Annotated in this window: 16 protein-coding genes; 6 read left to right on the top strand and 10 right to left on the bottom strand. The window is 40.5% G+C overall.

What is annotated here, in order from left to right; genetic code table 11:
* Positions 1–114: 114 nt before the first annotated feature.
* Positions 115–612 carry an endonuclease V gene (locus ACLI1A_RS17355; RefSeq protein ID WP_411409953.1) on the top strand — a complete coding sequence of 166 codons (498 nt, stop codon included), beginning with the start codon at positions 115–117 and terminating at the stop codon, positions 610–612.
* 2 nt (positions 613–614) lie between these two features.
* Here the strand turns inward: ACLI1A_RS17355 and ACLI1A_RS17350 are convergent, their stop codons facing one another.
* The 4 genes from ACLI1A_RS17350 to ACLI1A_RS17335 form a co-directional block, all read right to left on the bottom strand.
* On the bottom strand, positions 615–980 hold the full coding sequence (locus tag ACLI1A_RS17350) for a hypothetical protein (protein ID WP_411409952.1): 366 nt from the start codon (positions 978–980) through the stop codon (positions 615–617).
* 74 nt (positions 981–1,054) lie between these two features.
* Entirely contained in the window at positions 1,055–1,528 is a 474-nt protein-coding gene (locus ACLI1A_RS17345) for a hypothetical protein (protein ID WP_411409951.1), read from the bottom strand.
* Positions 1,529–1,959: 431 nt separating this feature from the next.
* Positions 1,960–4,185, bottom strand: a complete 2,226-nt coding sequence (locus ACLI1A_RS17340; protein ID WP_411409950.1) for an NADP-dependent isocitrate dehydrogenase — start codon at positions 4,183–4,185, stop codon at positions 1,960–1,962.
* 464 nt (positions 4,186–4,649) lie between these two features.
* Entirely contained in the window at positions 4,650–7,202 is a 2,553-nt protein-coding gene (locus ACLI1A_RS17335; protein ID WP_411409949.1) for an ATP-dependent Clp protease ATP-binding subunit, read from the bottom strand.
* Between the two features lie 259 nt (positions 7,203–7,461).
* Between ACLI1A_RS17335 and gyrA the strand changes: the two genes are divergently transcribed.
* Together gyrA and ACLI1A_RS17325 are read left to right on the top strand one after the other, a co-directional pair.
* Positions 7,462–9,999 (top strand): DNA gyrase subunit A, encoded by a 2,538-nt coding sequence (gyrA, locus tag ACLI1A_RS17330; RefSeq protein ID WP_411409948.1) that lies wholly within the window; start codon positions 7,462–7,464, stop codon positions 9,997–9,999.
* Positions 10,000–10,017: 18 nt separating this feature from the next.
* Positions 10,018–11,316 carry a hypothetical protein gene (locus ACLI1A_RS17325; protein WP_411409947.1) on the top strand — a complete coding sequence of 433 codons (1,299 nt, stop codon included), beginning with the start codon at positions 10,018–10,020 and terminating at the stop codon, positions 11,314–11,316.
* Positions 11,317–11,391: 75 nt separating this feature from the next.
* Here ACLI1A_RS17325 and pheT read toward each other — a convergent pair whose 3' ends face one another.
* The 3 genes from pheT to uvrB form a co-directional block, all read right to left on the bottom strand.
* The gene (gene pheT, locus ACLI1A_RS17320) at positions 11,392–13,818 is read right to left on the bottom strand and encodes a phenylalanine--tRNA ligase subunit beta (protein ID WP_411409946.1); all 2,427 of its coding nucleotides are present in this window, start codon (positions 13,816–13,818) and stop codon (positions 11,392–11,394) included.
* Between the two features lie 99 nt (positions 13,819–13,917).
* On the bottom strand, positions 13,918–14,280 hold the full coding sequence (locus ACLI1A_RS17315; protein ID WP_411409945.1) for a DUF2200 domain-containing protein: 363 nt from the start codon (positions 14,278–14,280) through the stop codon (positions 13,918–13,920).
* A 49-nt stretch (positions 14,281–14,329) separates the two neighbouring features.
* Positions 14,330–16,318, bottom strand: coding sequence for an excinuclease ABC subunit UvrB (gene uvrB / locus ACLI1A_RS17310; protein WP_411409944.1), 1,989 nt, complete (start codon positions 16,316–16,318; stop codon positions 14,330–14,332).
* 127 nt (positions 16,319–16,445) lie between these two features.
* On the opposite strand from uvrB, the gene ACLI1A_RS17305 reads away from it, so the two are divergent.
* Positions 16,446–17,828, top strand: a complete 1,383-nt coding sequence (locus ACLI1A_RS17305; protein WP_411409943.1) for a hypothetical protein — start codon at positions 16,446–16,448, stop codon at positions 17,826–17,828.
* A gap of 13 nt (positions 17,829–17,841) precedes the next feature.
* On the opposite strand, the gene ACLI1A_RS17300 is transcribed toward ACLI1A_RS17305, so the two are convergent.
* Entirely contained in the window at positions 17,842–18,510 is a 669-nt protein-coding gene (locus tag ACLI1A_RS17300; RefSeq protein WP_411409942.1) for an outer membrane beta-barrel protein, read from the bottom strand.
* Between the two features lie 155 nt (positions 18,511–18,665).
* Between ACLI1A_RS17300 and ACLI1A_RS17295 the strand changes: the two genes are divergently transcribed.
* Together ACLI1A_RS17295 and ACLI1A_RS17290 are read left to right on the top strand one after the other, a co-directional pair.
* Positions 18,666–19,163 (top strand): DNA-deoxyinosine glycosylase, encoded by a 498-nt coding sequence (locus ACLI1A_RS17295; protein ID WP_411409941.1) that lies wholly within the window; start codon positions 18,666–18,668, stop codon positions 19,161–19,163.
* An 84-nt stretch (positions 19,164–19,247) separates the two neighbouring features.
* A complete protein-coding gene (locus ACLI1A_RS17290; RefSeq protein WP_411409940.1) occupies positions 19,248–19,724 on the top strand; it encodes a hypothetical protein in 477 nt (158 codons plus the stop codon).
* Positions 19,725–19,892: 168 nt separating this feature from the next.
* On the opposite strand, the gene ACLI1A_RS17285 is transcribed toward ACLI1A_RS17290, so the two are convergent.
* Together ACLI1A_RS17285 and ACLI1A_RS17280 are read right to left on the bottom strand one after the other, a co-directional pair.
* Positions 19,893–20,048 carry a hypothetical protein gene (locus tag ACLI1A_RS17285; RefSeq protein WP_411409939.1) on the bottom strand — a complete coding sequence of 52 codons (156 nt, stop codon included), beginning with the start codon at positions 20,046–20,048 and terminating at the stop codon, positions 19,893–19,895.
* 110 nt (positions 20,049–20,158) lie between these two features.
* Positions 20,159–20,539, bottom strand: a complete 381-nt coding sequence (locus ACLI1A_RS17280; protein WP_411409938.1) for a PUR family DNA/RNA-binding protein — start codon at positions 20,537–20,539, stop codon at positions 20,159–20,161.
* Positions 20,540–20,544: the final 5 nt, after the last annotated feature.

Below are 20,544 nucleotides of genomic sequence, written 5' to 3'. Positions count from 1 at the left end.
GGTAATTGTAAAGCAACTATTAAGTTTGGTATTTACAATTTTGACGATTAACTACATTACAAATTTAGCATTCAATATATTTTAGCTTTATAAAATAATATAGATCTTTACAAGATGATTTTAGCCATAGATGTTTATTATTTAGAAAGAGGTGCAAAGGCTGTGGGCGTATTGTTTGAATGGGAGGATTTTGCGCCCAGGCAAACTATTATAGAATTTGTACCCGAAGTGGCCGAGTATATTCCGGGTGAATTTTATAAACGTGAATTGCCCTGCATTGAGGCATTGCTAAAAAAGATTGGCACTGATTTCCTGTATACGGTAATCATAGACGGGCATGTTTATGTAGACAATAACGGCACATACGGACTCGGTGGAAAAACCTTTGAACTAATGGATAATCGCATACCGGTTATCGGTGTGGCTAAAACAGGTTTCCATACCAATAAGGAAACCGTTATTGAGGTTTTTCGTGGGGAAAGTAAGAATCCATTATATGTATCGGCTATAGGCATGGATAATGATTTGGCGGCAGCCAAAATACAAGCCATGCACGGTAGTTACCGTATGCCCGATATTTTAAAAAAGCTGGATATGGTTACTAAAGAATAGCTTTAAAGAGTAACCTCATAATAGGTTGTGCCTTTGTTGTACTTGCAATCGGATATCAATACTTTATCTCCTAAAATATATCTTCCAAAGAAAGGTGTATCTATAAAAATACTTCCTTGGTTTATCTTGTATTTATAGGTGTTTTTGTAGGTTTCGGGCTGTTCCCTGTCTGAACGTTTTACAAAGTGCGTAAAGGTTATGGAATCTTTGCTCAAACGTGCTGTCGTATGTGTGTACACCATACAACCTCCTGAGATCGTTTCTTTACAACTTTCAGTGGTTTTTGTACAATACGTTTTACCAGCCAATGTATTTTGTGCAAATGTCATGACAGGTAGCATAAGAAACAACAATAGTATTTTTTTCATTCCTAAGGCTTTGTAGTAAGATACCTTTTTAGGTGAAAAGGTTGGGAGGGGTGAAAAATATTTTTCAGGTACTACTATTCTTCATACAGGATTTCAAAAATCTCTATCCTGTATTTTAAAATCGAGTCGATATTTACAGTTTTATTTTGGGTAAGGGCAATATATTTGCTCCGATACCTGTGGTCTTTACTTATGGTAGATTCAAGTTTGTTTTTTATCAGCTGATTTTTATCCCTTTCATAGTCATATGTCATCATAAACATTTTGCTGTCCACAGCTCTTTGAAAACTATTCTGAACGGTTATTTTCCGTGTTATGGTAAAGTTTTGAAAGTTTACCGGGATTATGGGCTGCCTGTAGCTTATGATTTCGCCCATATACTCTTTCTCCCGAGGGATTGTAGGGTTTACAGCCCAAAGCACAAAAAATACAGTAATGCCTAAAACATTCAGGTTTATAGCCTTTTGTGTTTTAGGTAGAAGACGGTGCAGGTAACGTGCTAAAAACAGTGCAGCTATAGGAAACAAGCTTGTTATCATTATATGCATGTAGGTTCTCACTTTGTAAGTGCTATAATGGTTTCCCATTGTACTAAGTAAAACGATAAGCAAAATTAACAGGCCTCCATAACCTAAAACACGAAGGAAATAGGACAAGACCTTTGCCATGTTTCCTTCAGGTTTGTGGAAATACCAGCCCAAAACAACAGATACCAGCATTGTAATAAGACAGCCTCCAACTAAACTGCTTTTTGCGATAAGCAAGGGAAATATAAATACCACACTAATGCAAAATACCGCGTAACAGAGCATTGATATAACCAACCTGATTTTTTTAGGCAGGTAACGCAGCACGCTAAGCAGTGCTATGATTAGTAAAATAATATGAATACGCATTAATTCATGTAGGTTGAGAAAAACAAATATAACAAAAAAGCCATCCCGTAAAGGATGGCTTTTCAATATATTGCGTTACATGATTAAGCAAGTTTAGCAAGTATCGCGTTTAGCGTAGCACTTGGCCTCATAGCGGCATCAGTTTTAGCATAGTCAGGGTGGTAGTAACCACCTATTTCCTGAGCTTTTCCCTGAGCAGCAATAAGTTCTGCATCAATCTTAGCTTCGTTTTCAGTAAGCTCGGCGGCAATAGGGGTAAAGATTGCTTTAAGTTCAGCATCTTTGTCCTGTGCAGCAAGTGCCTGAGCCCAGTACAGTGCAAGGTAGAAGTGAGAACCACGGTTGTCTATCTGGCCTACGCGACGTGCAGGAGACTTGTCGTTTTCAAGGAATTTTTCGTTTGCGGCATCAAGAGCCTCGCTAAGTACAAGTGATTTAGCGTTGTTCTGAGTCTGGCCAAGGTGCTCAAATGATACACCAAGAGCAAGGAACTCACCCAGTGAATCCCAACGTAGGTAACCTTCTTCTACAAACTGTTGTACGTGCTTAGGAGCCGATCCACCTGCACCGGTTTCAAACAGGCCACCACCGTTCATTAGCGGAACGATAGAAAGCATTTTAGCCGATGTACCCAGTTCCAGGATAGGGAATAGGTCAGTCAGGTAGTCACGTAGTACGTTACCGGTTACCGAGATTGTGTCTTTACCGTCTTTAATGCGCTCCAGTGAGAACTGAGTAGCTGCAATAGGGTCAAGGATTTGTATGTCAAGACCTGTAGTATCGTGGTCTTTTAGGTAAGTGTTTACTTTAGCAATAAGTTCGCGGTCATGGGCGCGGTTTTCATCCAACCAGAAAACAGCAGGAGTTTCGCTTAGCCTTGCGCGATTAACAGCAAGTTTCACCCAGTCCTGGATAGGAGCATCTTTAGTTTGGCACATCCTGAAGATGTCACCGGCTTCAACCGGCTGCTCCATGTATACTGTACCGTTGTTGTTGTCTACAACCTTGATAACACCATTAGCAGTAGCCTGGAATGTTTTATCGTGCGAACCGTATTCTTCAGCTTTCTGTGCCATAAGGCCCACATTTGGTACACTACCCATAGTGGCAGGGTTAAAGGCACCATGTTTTTTACAGAAGTCGATAGTAGCAGTATATACGCCGCTGTAGTTCCTGTCCGGAATAATAGCTTTAGTATCTTGTTGTTTGCCTTCTACGTTCCACATTTGTCCGCTTGTACGTATCATTGCCGGCATAGAAGCATCAACAATAACGTCGCTTGGTACGTGTAGGTTAGTAATACCCAGGTCAGAGTTTACATAAGCCAGGGCAGGGGCAGAGGTGTAAACCGCTTCAATAGCAGCTTTAACTTCAGCTTCTTCCGGTTTGCCTGCTATTTTAGCATAAACATCACCAAGGCCATTACGGGTATCTACACCAAGTTGCTTAAATAAATCAGCGTATTTAGTAAATACATCAGCATAGAAAACCTCTACAATAGCACCAAAGATAATAGGGTCTGAAACCTTCATCATGGTAGCTTTAAGGTGTACAGAGAACAGTACGCCCTGTGCCTTTGCATCTTCAATTTCTTTAGAAACAAATGCTTTAAGTTTGCTTAGGCTAAGTGCAGAGCTATCAATGATTTCACCAGCTTTAAGCGGAGTAGAAGCTTTAAGTACAGTTGAAGTACCATCAGCACCTACAAATTCTATTTTCACGTCTGTAGCCTCGCTTACAGTAACTGATTTTTCGCTACCGTAAAAGTCGCCTTCGCTCATGCTTGCTACGTGGGTTTTGCTGTCAGCGCTCCATGCACCCATAGAGTGAGGATGTGCTTTAGCGTAGTTCTTAACAGCTTTGGGAGCACGACGGTCTGAGTTACCTTCGCGTAGTACCGGGTTTACAGCCGAACCAAGAACCTTAGCGTATTTAGCCTTGATTGCTTTTTCTTCGTCAGTTTGTGCATCTTCCGGGAAGTTAGGAATGTTATATCCTTGATCCTGAAGTTCTTTAATTGCTGCTTTTAGCTGTGGTACAGAAGCAGAAATGTTTGGAAGTTTAATGATGTTAGCTTCCGGAGTATTAGCAAGCTCACCAAGTTCGGTAAGGGCATCGCCTATTTTTTGAGCATCTGTTAGGTTCTCAGGAAAGTTAGCAAGTATCCTTCCGGCAAGTGAGATATCTCTTGTTTCAACATTAATACCAGCTGTTGAAGCAAAAGCCTGCACGATAGGTAAAAATGAATGTGTAGCCAGCATTGGCGCCTCATCGGTTATCGTGTAGTAAATTTTAGATTTGTCAGACATCTTCTGTTTGTTTATAGCTTCATCGGGAAAATGAAACCGAAAAAGCTGATTGTTAATACGTTATTTTAAGTTTGTTTAGGCTTTAAACTGTATTTAGAGATGTGCATTTTGCACTATACCGAAAATACAATTCAAGGCTCGCAAATATAGGAAAACTCATTCTAAATAGGGTGGTTTTATTTCGTAAAAAATCGATATAGATTTTATGTTTTCAGTAAATTATCGGGAATATTTTTTAAGCTTTTATATTGTTGCAGATGATGGTTTTAAGCGGGATTTATTCTTAAAACAGCATGGGAGTAAAATAAGCGCTTTCTGTATATATTTCAGGTCTTTTTTTATGGGGGTAGGGCGGTTCTGCATTGTGAATTTTTATTTGATGCCTTTTATAAAACAGGGGTAAATAAAAATCCCTGCTTTTTAGGGCAGGGATTACTATTAACGATATAAATTATGCTTAAAAATTAGCTTGCAGGATTTTCGGCTTTTTTAATGGTAACAACCAGTTCGCTGCCTCCATCTTCAAGATCCATAAAAATCTCGTCACCACTTGATATTTTAGAAGTAATGATTTCTTCAGCAAGTACATCTTCTACATATTTCTGTATAGCGCGTTTTAGTGGCCTTGCACCATACTGCTTGTCAAAACCTTTGTCGGCAATAAAGTCTTTCGCTTTCTCGCTAAGCTGAATGTTGTAGCCAAGGTCTTTAACGCGGGCATATAGCTTTTCAAGTTCAATAGTGATGATTTTATCAATGTGTTCTTTCTCAAGAGGGTTAAATACAATGATGTCGTCTATACGGTTAATGAACTCCGGTGCAAATGTTTTTTTAAGCGCGGCTTCAATAACACCTTTACTGTGTTCGTCAGCTTGTGCCACTTTGGCAGATGTGCCGAAACCTACACCTTGTCCGAAATCTTTCAGTTGGCGTGCACCAACGTTAGATGTCATGATGATGATGGTATTCTTAAAGTCGATTTTACGGCCAAGGCTGTCAGTTAAGAAACCGTCATCCAGTACCTGAAGCATCATATTAAATACATCAGGGTGGGCTTTTTCAATCTCATCAAGAAGCACTACGGCATACGGCTTACGACGTACTTTTTCGGTAAGCTGTCCGCCTTCTTCATAACCTACGTATCCCGGAGGCGCACCTACAAGGCGAGAGATAGCAAATTTCTCCATGTACTCACTCATGTCAATACGGATAAGAGCATCTTCGCTGTCAAATAGTTCTTTAGCAATAACCTTGGCAAGCTGCGTTTTACCTACACCGGTTTGACCAAGGAAAATGAACGAACCTATTGGCTTGTTCGGATCCTTAAGGCCGGCACGGTTACGCTGAATAGACTTGGCTATTTTTAGTACAGCTTCATCTTGTCCAATTACCTTACCTTTAATGAGTTCAGGTAGTTTGGCTAACTTGTTGCTTTCGGTTTGTGCAATACGATTTACAGGAATACCTGTCATCATACTTACTACATCGGCTACGTTATCTTCGGTTACGGTAACGCGGTTGTTTTTAGAGTCTTCTTCCCATTGTTCCTGGGCTATGGCAAGCTCTTTTTCAATGCGTTTTTCGTCATCACGAAGCTTGGCAGCTTCTTCGTATTTCTGTTTTTTAACCACGCTGTTCTTAAGTTCGCGTACTTCCTCAAGCTGACGCTCAAGGTCAAGGATTTGCTTAGGAACATCAATATTGGTTATGTGCACGCGGCTTCCTGCCTCGTCAAGTGCATCAATAGCCTTGTCCGGAAGAAAACGCTCGCTCATATACCTGTCTGTCAGCTTCACGCAGGCCTCAATAGCCTCAGGTGTGTAGATAACATTGTGGTGGTCTTCGTACTTGTTCTTAATATTGTTAAGAATAGTAATCGTTTCCGGTACGCTGGTAGGTTCTACCATTACCTTTTGGAAACGACGCTCTAAAGCACCGTCTTTTTCAATGTACTGGCGGTACTCGTCAAGCGTAGTGGCGCCAATGCATTGGATTTCGCCACGTGCAAGAGCCGGTTTAAACATGTTACTCGCGTCAAGCGAACCTGTAGCGCCACCCGCACCTACAATAGTGTGGATTTCGTCTATGAAAAGGATGATGTCGTCATTCTTTTCCAGCTCGTTCATAACCGCTTTCATACGCTCTTCAAACTGGCCACGGTACTTGGTGCCGGCTACAAGGCTGGCAAGGTCAAGTGTTACCACACGCTTATTGAACAGTATACGCGATACTTTTTTCTGGATGATGCGCAGGGCAAGTCCTTCAGCAATGGCCGATTTACCTACACCCGGCTCACCTATAAGTAGCGGGTTGTTCTTTTTACGGCGGCTAAGGATTTGGCTTACGCGCTCTATCTCTTTTTCACGACCTACTACAGGGTCAAGCTTGCCTTCTTCGGCAAGTTCTGTCAGGTCTCGGCCAAAATTATCGAGAACCGGGGTTTTTGATTTTTTATTGGCCTTATTGCCGGGAGCAGGATTGCTGAAGCCGCTGTCGCCCCTCAGGCTGTCATCCTGTCCTGGATCGTCGTTATAGGATTCTGCTTTTGGCAGGTTGTCCATAAAATCTTCCTCGTTTGATGTCATGCTAATGAATTGTTCTTTAACAGTTTCGTAATCAATTTTCAGTTTGTTCAGCAATTTCGTTGTAGGGTCATTTTCATTGCGTAATATGCATAGCAGCAGGTGTGCTGTGCTTATGCTTGTGCTTTGAAAGACCTTGGCTTCCAGGAATGTAGTGCGTAGTGCTCTTTCTGCCTGGCGTGTAAGGTGAAGGTTTTTCTTCTCGTTATTACGCTCTGCAGTAGGATTAGCAGGGCTAAGTATTTCTACTTTTCTGCGCAGATGATCCAGGTCTACCGATATGCTGTTCAGGATGGCTATGGCTTTGCCTTGCCCGTCCCGTAAAATACCTAACATAAGATGTTCTGTACCAATAAAGTCATGACCCAGCCGGAGGGCTTCCTCCTTACTGTAGGTAATTACGTCCTTGACTCTTGGTGAAAAATTATCATCCATATTCATCCTTTCTTTACTAATGTAAATCTACTATTTTTTAAGGAATTTGCAAAAACTATACCTAACAAAGTCCTGTCATGCTAATAGACAAAAAATACCTGACAAAAGAAAGCGTTTTATGCTTACTTTATTAACTATAGCTGGGGTTGCTGTTGTTGATAAATGGGGTAAAATAGTGGTTTTAAAATGCAGAAATCATAATTTTATTGTGTATATTGGCGCGTTTTGTATTAACTATAAATTTTAATTATAACGACTTATGGCTGAAGGAGAAAAGTTAATTCCTATTAATATAGAAGACCAGATGAAGTCGGCCTACATCGATTATTCGATGTCGGTTATCGTGTCGAGGGCGCTTCCGGACGTAAGGGATGGCTTGAAACCCGTGCACAGAAGGGTACTGTACGGAATGTATGAACTGGGCGTACTAAGTAACAGGGCGCATAAAAAATCGGCAAGGATTGTTGGTGAGGTACTGGGTAAGTACCACCCGCATGGCGACTCGTCGGTTTACGATACTATGGTGCGTATGGCCCAGGACTGGAGCCTTCGCTACCTTATGGTAGACGGCCAGGGTAACTTCGGTTCTATAGACGGCGACAGCCCTGCAGCAATGCGTTATACCGAGGCAAGGCTGAAAAAGCTTTCTGAAGATATAATGAGTGACCTTGATAAGGAAACCGTAGATTTTCAGTTAAACTTTGACGATACCCTGCAGGAACCTACAGTAATGCCTACACGTATACCTAACCTGCTGGTTAACGGCGCAAGTGGTATTGCAGTAGGTATGGCTACAAACATGGCTCCGCACAACCTTAGTGAGGTAGTAGATGGTATACTGGCGTACATAGACAATAATGATATAGAGATAGACGAACTGATGCACCATATTAAAGCTCCTGATTTTCCTACAGGGGGTACTATATATGGGTATGAGGGCGTACGCGAAGCTTTTAAAACCGGCCGTGGCCGTATAGTACTTCGTGCCAAGACCAACTTTGAAGAAGTGGAAGGGCGCGAGGCTATTATTGTTACTGAAATACCGTATCAGGTAAACAAGGCTGACATGGTTAAGAAAACCGCCGATCTTGTTAATGAGAAGAAGATTGACGGTATAGCTAATATACGTGACGAAAGTGACCGTAACGGTATGCGTATTGTATATATATTAAAGAAGGATGCGGTGCCAAATGTGGTGCTTAATACCTTATTTAAATTTACACAGCTGCAATCGTCTTTCAGCGTAAACAACATTGCGCTTGTAAACGGCAGGCCTGAAATGCTGAACCTGAAGGATATGATCCACCACTTTGTGGAGCACAGGCATGATGTGGTAGTACGCCGTACACAATACGAACTTCGTAAAGCGGAAGAGCGTGCACACATACTTGAAGGCCTTATCATTGCTTCTGATAATATTGATGAAGTAATTGCTATCATCCGTAGCTCTAAAGACGGTGAAGAAGCCCGTGCCCGACTTATTGAGCGTTTCAGCCTTAGCGAAATACAGGCCCGTGCCATTGTAGAAATGAGGCTGCGCCAGCTTACAGGTCTTGAGCAGGATAAACTTCGTGCCGAGTATGCAGAGATTATGAAATTAATCGCTGAGTTAAAAGCACTCCTTGCCAGCAAAGAGCTAAGGATGGCACTTATTAAAGAAGAGCTTGTAGAGGTTAAAGATAAATATGGTGACGACCGTCGTAGCCAGATAGAATACAGCGGTGGCGATGTAAGCATTGAGGACCTTATTGCCGACGAAAATGTGGTAATCACTATTTCGCATGCGGGTTACATTAAGCGTACCCCGCTTAGCGAATACAAAACCCAAAACAGGGGAGGTGTTGGCCAGAAAGGCGTAACTACACGTGATGCCGACTTCCTGGAGCACCTGTTTGTGGCTACTAACCACCAGTATATGTTGTTCTTTACACAAAAAGGTAAGTGTTTCTGGATGCGTGTATACGAAATCCCAGAAGGTAGCAAGACCAGTAAAGGACGTGCTATACAAAACCTTATTAACATAGAGAATGACGATAAGGTAAAAGCGTTCATCTGCACACAAGACCTTAAAAACGAAGAGTACGTAAATAACCATTACGTAATAATGTGTACCAAAAAAGGTATCGTAAAGAAAACCCTTTTGGAACAATACTCTCGCCCAAGGTTAAACGGTATTGCTGCAATTACTATCCGCGAAGACGACGAACTGCTTGAAGCAAAACTTACTACCGGTGAAAGCCAGGTGCTTATTGCTGTGAAGAGTGGTAAACTTGTCCGTTTTGAGGAAGGTAAAACAAGGCCGATGGGACGTAGTGCCAGCGGTGTACGTGGTATTACCCTTGCCGATGATAACGACGAAGTAATTGGCATGGTATCTGTAAATGATATGAACAGCGAAATACTTGTGGTGTCTGAAAATGGTTATGGTAAGCGTAGTAGCCTTGAGGATTACCGTATTACTAACCGTGGTGGTAAAGGTGTAAAAACCCTTAGCATTACAGATAAAACAGGTCAGCTGGTTTCTATTAACAACGTTACCGATGCTGATGACCTTATGATTATCAACAAATCAGGTCTTACTATCCGTATGATGGTAAGCGACCTGCGTGTTATGGGACGTGCCACCCAGGGTGTTCGCCTTATAAACATTAAAGGTAACGACTCTATAGCGGCTGTTGCCAAAGTAATGCGTGAAGAAGAGGAGGATCTTGAAGGCCTTGAAAACGTAGAAGGTGTTGAGGGAACTGAATCTGGTATTGCTGATGATGCAGAGCAAGAAACAAATACAGACGAATAAACAACAATAAACATACTTATGAAAATTAAATATGCCGTAGCAGCGTCACTGCTACTTTCAGTTGCTGCTTATGCACAAAAAGATGAGCTGAAGGCACTAAAAAAGCTGGATGAGCTTAAAACTCCTCCAACTGAAGCGCAAGTTAAAGAGTATAACGACCTTTTTGCTGCATTTGAATCTAAGATTGGTAGTGCGTCTGAAGAACAAAAAAGGGATTTTTATTACTATAGAGGTACTTACTACCTATTTGTTGATATGGCACTTAATCCGGCTAATGCCGTTAATGCTATCAATAAGGGTATGGAAGATGTTAATAAGGTTCTTGAAATAGAGAAAAAAGGCAAGAAAAAATATACTGACGAACTGGAGCAACAAAGTTTACCACAGTTAAAAGCCGAGATATTACAACTTGCACAAACTGCTACACAACAAAAGCAGTATAAAATGGCAGCTGGTGCTTATGAACTGGCTTATAAGGTAGATCCAAAAGACCCTTATAACCTTTACAATGCTGCAGCAATGTCACTTAATTCCCAGGATTATGACGGAGCTTTAAAGTATTATCTTGAGCTTGATAAAATTGGTTTTACTGGTGAGTATACTTATTATACTGCTACCAATAAAGCTACAGGTCAGGATGAAACTTTTCCGAGTAAAACGGTTATGGATATAGCTATTAATACATCTAAGTCTCACACTAACGGAAGGGAGTTGAAGCAACCTTCTGTAAGGCCTGAGATTATTAAGAATATAGCGCTAATCTATAAAAGTAAAGGTGAAAAAGACAAAGCAAAAACATTTTTTGCTAATGCGCGAAAAGAAAATCCTAACGACCAGGATTTGTTACTTGCCGAAGCAGCTCTTTACTACGAGTTAGGTGATACAGCTACATATAAAAAGCTTATAGGTGAAGCTGTGGCTAAGAATCCTAACGACCCTACGCTTTATTACAATATGGGTGTAGTTTCAGCAGATTCTCAACCTGAAGAAGCTGAAAAATTCTATAAGAAAGCGCTTGAGCTTAAACCGGATTATTTTGATGCGCTTGTAAACATGAGTACACTTCAACTTAGGGGTGAACAAAAGATTGTTGACGACATGAACAAAATCACCGGTAATACCGCGAAGGACAACCAAAAGTATGAGGCTCTTAAAAATCAAAGGGCTGCTCTTTATAACAAAGCACTTCCTTACCTGGAGCAGGCTCACAAACTTAAGCCCGATGACCAGTATGTAATTTCGGTTCTTGCCGGTATGTACCAGGCACTTGACCGTACTGCTGATTACAATGCAATGAAAGCAAAAAGGAAATCATAATTTCCTTTTTGTTTCTTAATAAAACTAATAAAGCCACCTTTTGGGTGGCTTTGTTGTTATTGTATGTTAAAGGAATTATCGTAGCTGGGCTCCGGTTTCCTTTTCAAGGTTTTGCCTTATTTTACCCATAATTTTGTCAATCTGATCATCGGTAAGGGTTTTGTCGCTGTCTTGCAGCACAAAACTCACGGCATATGATTTTTTACCTTCAGGAAGGTTTTTGCCTTCATATACGTCAAACAGGCTTACGTCTTTAAGTAGTGACTTTTCTGTAAGTACCGATGTTTTGTATATCTGTTCAAAGCTCACAGCAGTATCTACAAGTAGTGCTAAGTCACGGCGTACTTCCGGGAATTTAGAAATCTCTGTAAACTTAATTTTACCGGATACTATTTTGGTAATTGCTGCCCAGTTAAAGTCGGCAAACAATACATCCTGTTTAATGTCGAAATGTTTTAGGACATTCTTTTTAACGGTACCAAACTCTACTATGGTTTCAACTCCTATAGAAAATGCCATGCCCTCGGCAAATACATCACTGCTTAGCGGCTGGCTTTGCACTTTATTAAGTTCAAGCCTTGACAGGATTTGAGTGATATAACCTTTAAACAAGAAGAAATCAGCACCTTTCTGAGGCTGAGTCCAGCTTTCTGCTTGGCGGTTACCCGTTACGGTAAGTGTAAGGTGTTTGTTTTCGTTATAACTGCCGGCTACATTATGGTAGCTTTTGCCAAATTCAAAGAACTTAAGATCGCCACGACGACGGTTAATGTTAAATGAAACCGCTTCGAGAGCACTGAATAACAACGACTGCCTCATTACAGAAAGGTCGTTGCTCAGCGGGTTCAGCATGGTTACATTATGGTCTTCCTTCAGGTTTTCAGAAAGGGCAATGTAATCAGGAGTGGTAAGGCTGTTAGCCATCATCTCGTTAAACCCAAGTGCTGTAAGCTGGTTTGCTACAATATTCTGTAGCTTATAATCTTCCGTACGCGATGAGTTGGAAATTGAAGCATTAAGCTTTTGTGTAAAGCCAATGTTGTTATAGCCGTATATCCTAAGAATTTCTTCAATTACGTCTATTTCGCGTTCCACATCTACACGGTATACCGGGATAACCAAACCAAGTCCTTTTTCAGACATGTTGCTGATTTTTATATCCAGTGATACCAATATTTTCTTGATGGTTTCTTTAGATATCTCCTGGCCTATAACACGGTTTACAGTGTCAAAGCTAAGGAATACTGAGTGGTCTTCTATCTTTTTAGGATATTGATCCTCTATGTCAGATGTAATTTCACCACCGGCAGTTTCCTGTATCAGTAGGGCTGCACGTTTAAGAGCATATTGCGTAATATTTGGGTCAATACCTCTTTCAAAACGGAATGATGCATCGCTGCTAATGGCATGGCGTTTTGCACTCTTACGTATAGAAACCGGGTTAAAGTAGGCGCTTTCCAGGAATATTGTAGAGGTTGAGTCGGTAACACCTGAGCCTTTTCCGCCCATAACGCCTGCAATACACATAGGGCCTTTCTCATCACAGATTACAAGGTCTTCTTCATGCAGTGTGCGCTCTACATCGTCAAGCGTTACAAATTTAGTTCCTGCTTCTGCAGTTTTTACAATCACTTTGTTGCCTTTTATTTTAGCGGCGTCAAAGGCGTGTAGCGGTTGCCCAAGCTCATGTAGAACATAATTGGTAACGTCTACTATATTGTTTTTTGGGGTAAGGCCAATAGCTTTAAGCCTGTTTTGTAACCATGCAGGCGATTGTTTTACAGTAACGCCCGATATGGTAACACCACAGTAACGAGGCGCACGCTTAGTGTCCTCTACACGTATGTCCATTTTAAGGGTACGCTTGTCTACCCTGAAATTACTAACCGATGGTGTTATCAGTTCGGTATGTACATTTTTTTGCGAAAGCCCGGCCTTTAAATCGCGTGCTACACCAAGGTGACTCATGGCATCGGCGCGGTTAGGGGTAAGGCCTATTTCAAAAACCTCATCGGTTACAATGTCAAATATTTTTGCAGCAGGAGTACCCGGTACAAGATCTTCGGCAAGTATCATGATACCGTCATGGCTTTCGCCAAGGCCAAGCTCGTCTTCAGCACATATCATACCGTGACTTTCCTCGCCACGGATTTTTCCTTTTTTTATCTGGAAGGCATTACCTTCTTTGTCATATAGGGTAGTGCCTATGGTAGCTACGGCAACTTTTTGTCCGGCAGCCACGTTAGGAGCGCCACATACTATTTGTACAGGTGCATTACCATCGCCAAGGTCTACGGTAGTTACACGAAGCCTGTCGGCATTAGGGTGCTGCACGCAGGTAAGCACGTGGCCTATAACTACGCCTTCAAGGCCTCCTTTTAGTGATTCGTATTTGTCGACACCTTCTACTTCAAGCCCAAGGTCGGTAAGCAGGGCAGAGGTTTCTTCAGATGTCCAATCAAGTTTAATGAATTGTTTTAGCCAATTGTAAGATATACGCATTTGGTCTCTGTTTTAAAAGCATGCAAAGTTAACTTTTTTATTTGAGTTATGTAAGTTTATCAATAGTGATTGACTTTAATTAAGAGGATTTTTTAGAGACTATTTACGCAAAATCTTCTCCATAGTTTTACCCTTAGCCAGTTCATCTACTAATTTATCAAGGTAACGCACGTTGCGGGTAAGTTCATTGTCTATTTCTTCAATCCTATAACCGCATATCGCCCCTTTAATAAGTCCAGCATTAGGGTTTAATGTTGCCTTTGTAAAAAAGGTTTCAAAAGTGGATTTTTCATCAATCAGGCTTTTTAAAGCTTTATCGTCAAACCCTGTAAGCCATTCAATAACCTGTAGCAATTCTTCTTGGGTACGGCCTTTCTTTGCCACTTTAGTAATATAATGCGGATATACCGACGCAAAAGTCATTTTTGCAATACGTTCGTTATGTTCGGGGGTAACGTTCATTATCAGATTATTGGATTTTTAGACTATTAGATTGTTGGAAGCATAGGCTTTATATCCTCTCCTGAAGCACTTTTATTTCATCTCTAAGCTTGGCTGCCTGCATAAAGTCGAGGTCTTTGGCAGCCTTTTCCATAGCCTTACGCTTTTCGCGGATAAGCTTTTCTATATCGCCTTTGGTCATGTAAGCGGTATCAGGCTCTGCGGCCATTTTAGCCGAGTTATCATAATGGAATGATGTAACCGGGCTTTTTACCAGTGCGCTTTCAATCTTCTTGTTAAGTCCTTTTGGTACTATACCATTGGCGGTATTAAAGTTCATCTGCTTTTCACGGCGGTAGGCGGTTTCATCTATGGTACGCTGCATACTGTCAGTAATTTTATCAGCATACATTATGGCTTTACCATTTACGTTACGCGCTGCACGTCCCACAGTTTGTACCAGCGAACGCGTACTGCGCAGGAAGCCTTCTTTATCTGCATCGAGTATGGCAACAAGCGAAACTTCAGGTAAGTCAAGTCCTTCACGCAGTAGGTTTACACCAATAAGCACGTCAAACAAGCCCTTACGTAGGTCTTGCATTATCTCTACTCGTTCCAGTGTATCTACCTCGCTGTGTATATAACGGCAACGGATAGAAACCTTGGTCAGGTATTTAGCAAGCTCTTCCGCCATACGCTTAGTCAGCGTTGTAACAAGTACACGTTCGTCTACCTCTACACGCTGCTGTATTTCCTCAATAAGGTCGTCTATCTGGTTAAGGCTTGGGCGGATTTCTATAACCGGGTCAAGCAGGCCGGTAGGTCGAATAACCTGTTCGGTATACACACCACCGCTTTTTTGCATTTCGTAGTCGGCAGGCGTGGCACTTACATAAACCACCTGGTTTTGCAAAGCCTCGAATTCTTCAAATTTAAGTGGGCGGTTGTCCATAGCAGCAGGCAGGCGGAAGCCGTATTCCACAAGGTTTTCCTTACGGCTGCGGTCGCCTCCATACATGGCGTGTACCTGGCTCACGGTAACGTGACTTTCGTCTATAACCATTAGGTAATCATCAGGGAAATAATCCAGCAGGCAGAATGGCCTTGTTCCCGGTTGCCTGCGGTCGAGGTAGCGGGAGTAGTTCTCAATACCCGAACAGTAGCCCAGTTCGCGTATCATTTCCAGGTCAAAGTTGGTACGCTCCTCAAGACGCTTGGCTTCAAGATGCTTGCCGGTTTCTTTAAAAAAGTCAACTTGTTTTACAAGGTCTTGCTGTATTTCCCAAATGGCTCCTTGCAGCACATCGGGACTGGTAACAAACATATTGGCAGGATAAATATTCAGCCTGTCGTATTTTTCAATCACCAAGGATGTTACCCTGTCAAATGCTTCTATTTCTTCTATTTCATCACCAAAGAAGTGAATACGGAACGGTTCGTCGCCATAACTTGGAAAAACCTCTACGGTATCGCCTTTTATCCTGAAAGTACCCGGAGTGAATTCAGCTTCGGTACGGGCATATAAACTTTGTACCAAACGGTGAAGCAGCTTAGTTCGGCTAATGACCTGGCCGGTTTGTAAAGACACTACGTTCTTTTGAAACTCAACAGGGTTACCTATACCGTACAGGCAGGAAACAGACGCTACCACAAGCACATCCCTGCGGCCAGATAGCAGGGCAGAGGTGGTGCTGAGTCGCATTTTTTCCAGTTCCTCGTTTATGGAAAGGTCTTTTTCTATGTAGGTGCCGGTTACAGGTATATAAGCTTCCGGCTGGTAATAGTCGTAGTATGAAACAAAGTATTCTACTGCGTTATTCGGGAAAAACTGTTTAAACTCACTGTATAACTGTGCGGCAAGTGTTTTGTTATGGGCAAGTACCAGTGTAGGTTTTTGCACTTCCTGCACAACATTTGCAACAGTAAAGGTTTTACCCGACCCGGTAACACCAAGCAGGGTTTGGTAGCGCTCGCCGCTGTTAATACCTTCGGCAAGTTGTTTTATGGCAGTGGGTTGGTCGCCCATGGGTTTATAATCTGAAACTACCTGAAACTTCATTCTCTTAGCTTTTCTACAAAGATACGGAATAGTTTGGAGCAGGAATCTTCACCCGTTTTTAGTTTATAATTATATTAGTGCAATATTTTCAATTTGAAAAAGTTATTTATTTTAAAAAAACAACCTGATGAAAAAATATTCTTTTTTTATTTTGATGCTGTTTGTTGTCATTTTAGGATGTTCCGAAAATAAAAAGGTAGAACAATTGCCACAGAAAGAAGCTACTGTTCAGGATTCTGCAAACACACCTGACAATTATGCAGCGATTCTTTCGCAGGATAATATCATTTCAGAATTTATTGAAATTGATGCTGATAAGGGAGCGACTGTTAAAGGCAAAAAAGGTACAAAAATCTATATCCCCGAAAATGCGTTTGAAGATAAAGACGGTAAGGTGCCCGTTGGTAAAATTACATTTGAGCTTAAAGAAATTTACAGCATGGCAGATATGTTAAGAGGTAACTTTACCACTATGAGTGGTGATAAGGTTTTGCAAAGCGGAGGGATGCTATATATTGACGCTACAAATGGTTCTAATAAGTTGAGATTAAGAAAGGGAAAACATATAGATATACTAATGCCCACAACTAAAGGAATGACAGGGATGACCTTTTTTAAAGGTACCCGGGATACTATTAATGGCACTATTGATTGGAACGATACTACTCAAAAAATCCCTTTAATAGGTGAACTTGAAGAAGAAATTGACGACTTTGACCGTATTCCAAGTTTATCTGGTAGTTGGTCATATTCGATTAGGGCTAACTACAGTATGCCACATTATGCTGCTGTTGACATTGTGTTTGATGATTCTCAAGATTATTTAGGAGAACTTGCGCAATTTGGCAAGATAACTTTAGTGTCGAAAGAAGCAAAAAAAAACATCACAAATGCCTCAAGTTGGTATAACAGTGTAGAGCGAAGTTTGGTTCACGGCGAATATTATATGACTCTGCATAGTGAAGATTCTTTAGTCGAAGATAGAAAAGAAATATTTGTACCACTTTTAAAATCCAGTGAGGAAAAACAAAAATATGAAGCGGCTTATGATAATGCGGTAAAACGTGAGGCTGAACTAGCAGCGGAGCAGGAAAGAAGAGAAAAAGAGTATCTGAAAAAGATACAGAAAACGGACTACGTAAGATACTACAGCCTTACAACCAAAACACTTGGACTGATAAATTGTGACCGTTTTTTAAATGAAAAAGGTACTATAGAAGCAGGTTTTACTGCTATCGGTCAAATTACAGGTTTTAAAGAAATTAAAATCAATTTATTGCTTAAGAAATATAACGCTTGTTTGCCGTTATCAGGATATATAAATGTTAAATCTGCGTCAGTCCGTCTTCCGGATGAGGCAGAAGCAGTTGTTGTTGCCACCGCTTACAAAGATGGTAAGATATATTTGTGCATCAGTAATCTTACAATAAGCAACAATAACGTGGTGCCTTTGCATTTTAAGGAAACTTCGATGGATGAATTAAAGAACGAACTTGCTCAGTGCATATAGAAAACATACTAAGTTAATACCCCGTATTTGTAGTCTTACTCTTTTCTGCAAGTTTAAACACAAGGCCTCCGCCAAGCGAAAACTGGTATATAGAAGAATAGGTGCTGACAGATGAGCCTACGCCGCCGGAGCCAAAATATACACCACCACCCGCGGCCTGTGGTATTGATAAAAGTTGGGCTTGTAGGTTTATTGCAACCACATCAGTAACCCAAATGTTAGTGCCTAAGCGGGCGCCCCAAACAAATTTTGTGGTATTACCCGTATCTCCATTGGTTGTATTTTTCATGCTTATAATACTCATACCTGCCATTAACCCTCCGTAGGGTTCAATTTTTTCATTGGCTAATGGAATAGCACGCTCACCGGCAAGCATTATGTGGTTAATGCCCAGGTCTACTTTAGTGTGTTTTATAAAAACATCATAGTATTCTACAGGTGCATCGGTGTCCTGTCTTAAATACAGTAATTCTATGCCGTAATTAGGGTTTAAACGATATTGAATGCCACCTCCCCAAAGCAAACCACCTTTAATGGTGCCGTTATAATAGTCGGTGTTGCTGTAGTACGAATCTACACCATCATCAAAAGCATAGTTTCCGTAAAGCTTCAGGCGCACTTGCGAAAATACTGAGAGAGATACAAAACAAAATAGTAATGCTGCTGTGTATTTATTTTTCATAATTAAAGGGTGTTGGGTCGTTGTTTTAGTTATTGGTAATCAGTTGTTTAAATGTAAGAATTTCTGACTGTTTAATTGAGTTAATTTAAAGTTAAAAATTGTTTTCATCTAAGTATGTACCTTTACACTTGTGAATGTTTTGATACGTTTAAAGTATGTTTATAAAAAAAGCTTTTCTTCCTGTAGTAACTCCACTTAGTACAGTACTAATACTTGGAACTATGCCCGGAGAAAAATCATTACAATTGCAGGAATATTATGGGAATAGAGGTAACCAGTTTTGGCGGCTTATGTTTTCTGTGTTTGGTGAAGCCCTGATTGATAATTACGATGAAAAGATTTCTTTTTTAAACAGGCACCATATTGCTTTATGGGATGTGCTTGCGTATTGTGAACGCCAGGGCAGCCTGGATAGTAATATTAAGAATGAAGTGGCAAATGATTTTAAAGCGTTTTACACCGAATATCCGAGAATAAAATTTGTGCTGTTTTCCAGTAAAAATGCCGAGAAATATTACGACAAGTTTGTAGGTAAAAAGCCTGAGTTAACTTATTATACCTTACCATCTCCCAGTGGTGCAAATGCTACAATGCGTTTTGAAGAGAAATTAGAAATATGGAGGGTGATATTTGACGCTGTGAGGGTATTATAGCTATTTGTAAGTAAATTGCTGATGCATGCATAGTTTCATAATGTTTAATTCATATCTTTGATAACCCAGAATTAAATAAACGCTATGAAAAAAATCGTAGTCACTTTCTTACTGTTATTTATAACAGTGTATTCCTATAGCCAAACTACAGGCTTTTCACTATTGAAAGGCAAATTAGTTTGGGAAAATGTATATATCTCTAAGGAGCCAAATGTAGCCGCGCTTATAGCCCGGAATTCGAGACTTAAAATAACCTCTGTAAACGGGAGTTTATATAAAGGTACGGGTACAGGGTTAAATAAAGTATGTGCAGGAACTTCAAAAGTACTTTCCGGAGGATATAATTTCAATTTCGAGATTGAGCTTTCTCAGGCCAAGTACAGGGTCACACTTTCTTTTATCAGCTTTAATAAGGGAAAGAAAAAACTTTTGGCAGAAAGTCACTTTTTAGAAAAAGGTAAATTAAAGCAGACCAAAGAAGCTAAAGCCGACATGGAGTGTATGGAGGAGTATTTAGCAAAGATATTCGGACAGGTTAGCGTGTATAAAAACCGGTCGTAACAAAAAAATTATGATTTTTTAACAGGTAAATGATTATTTTTATTTACCTTTATGTGAGCTGGTTGCGGTATAATCAGCTGTTTTCTACCCTGATATGTTTTGCTTTTAGCAAAGCAAGCCTTTACGGACGCTGTTTCGGCAATCCTCTACCCGGATTAAATAGTTGCATTAAAAAATTACAGCCGTGAAAGTCTTCAGTCTTTTGATTTCAGTAGTAATGTTGCTGCTGGCATCTTTTTTTACCGTAACATCTTTTTCAGGTGCAGTTACCTTTAATGGTGCACTACGGTTATTGTTATTAGTGCTTTTGGTACTAATAAGCATTGTAGGTATAATGATAAATATACCAGAACACAACCGTTCTCACCATCATGGGCTACGGCAGGGAAAAGTGAAGTAAAAATAAATAGCCCTTTGAAAAAAGGGCTATTTATTTATATATCGTCAAAGCTAATGTCTGTAAAACTTTCAGAAACTAAAACTGTTTCTGCTTCTTCAGTTCTTTCAGAGAAAAATTTCCTGAAATCTTTCTGATGTCTTTCTGAAATAACTTCTTCACCTTTGTTGTTTAATACAAAGTTGGTCATTTCGTCAAGGATTTCTTTAAAAGCACCAAAATCTTCTTTGTATAGATAAATTTTGTGCTTTTTGAAGTGGAATGAACCGTCTTCTTCGGTAAACTTTTTGCTTTCTGTAATAGTGATGTAATAATCATCAGCCTTAGTAGCCCTTACATCGAAGAAATATGTTCTTCTGCCGGCTCTAAGCACTTTTGAAAAAATCTCCTCTTTTTCCAGCATGTCATGTTCTCTCATAATCC

The sequence above is a fragment of the Flavobacterium sp. RHBU_3 genome, assembly GCF_046613565.1.
Taxonomy (GTDB): Bacteria; Bacteroidota; Bacteroidia; order Flavobacteriales; family Flavobacteriaceae; genus Flavobacterium.
This window is presented reverse-complemented; position numbering and strand designations above follow the sequence as displayed.

Excerpts from the sequence above, each read along its gene's own strand:
- ACLI1A_RS17355 (WP_411409953.1), top strand. The coding sequence starts at position 115 with ATGATTTTAGCCATAGATGTTTATTATTTAGAAAGAGGTGCAAAGGCT.
- ACLI1A_RS17350 (WP_411409952.1), bottom strand. The coding sequence starts at position 980 with ATGAAAAAAATACTATTGTTGTTTCTTATGCTACCTGTCATGACATTT.
- ACLI1A_RS17345 (WP_411409951.1), bottom strand. The coding sequence starts at position 1,528 with ATGCATATAATGATAACAAGCTTGTTTCCTATAGCTGCACTGTTTTTA.
- ACLI1A_RS17340 (WP_411409950.1), bottom strand. The coding sequence starts at position 4,185 with ATGTCTGACAAATCTAAAATTTACTACACGATAACCGATGAGGCGCCA.
- ACLI1A_RS17335 (WP_411409949.1), bottom strand. The coding sequence starts at position 7,202 with ATGGATGATAATTTTTCACCAAGAGTCAAGGACGTAATTACCTACAGT.
- gyrA (WP_411409948.1), top strand. The coding sequence starts at position 7,462 with ATGGCTGAAGGAGAAAAGTTAATTCCTATTAATATAGAAGACCAGATG.
- ACLI1A_RS17325 (WP_411409947.1), top strand. The coding sequence starts at position 10,018 with ATGAAAATTAAATATGCCGTAGCAGCGTCACTGCTACTTTCAGTTGCT.
- pheT (WP_411409946.1), bottom strand. The coding sequence starts at position 13,818 with ATGCGTATATCTTACAATTGGCTAAAACAATTCATTAAACTTGATTGG.
- ACLI1A_RS17315 (WP_411409945.1), bottom strand. The coding sequence starts at position 14,280 with ATGAACGTTACCCCCGAACATAACGAACGTATTGCAAAAATGACTTTT.
- uvrB (WP_411409944.1), bottom strand. The coding sequence starts at position 16,318 with ATGAAGTTTCAGGTAGTTTCAGATTATAAACCCATGGGCGACCAACCC.
- ACLI1A_RS17305 (WP_411409943.1), top strand. The coding sequence starts at position 16,446 with ATGAAAAAATATTCTTTTTTTATTTTGATGCTGTTTGTTGTCATTTTA.
- ACLI1A_RS17300 (WP_411409942.1), bottom strand. The coding sequence starts at position 18,510 with ATGAAAAATAAATACACAGCAGCATTACTATTTTGTTTTGTATCTCTC.
- ACLI1A_RS17295 (WP_411409941.1), top strand. The coding sequence starts at position 18,666 with ATGTTTATAAAAAAAGCTTTTCTTCCTGTAGTAACTCCACTTAGTACA.
- ACLI1A_RS17290 (WP_411409940.1), top strand. The coding sequence starts at position 19,248 with ATGAAAAAAATCGTAGTCACTTTCTTACTGTTATTTATAACAGTGTAT.
- ACLI1A_RS17285 (WP_411409939.1), bottom strand. The coding sequence starts at position 20,048 with ATGCTTATTAGTACCAAAAGCACTAATAACAATAACCGTAGTGCACCA.
- ACLI1A_RS17280 (WP_411409938.1), bottom strand. The coding sequence starts at position 20,539 with ATGAGAGAACATGACATGCTGGAAAAAGAGGAGATTTTTTCAAAAGTG.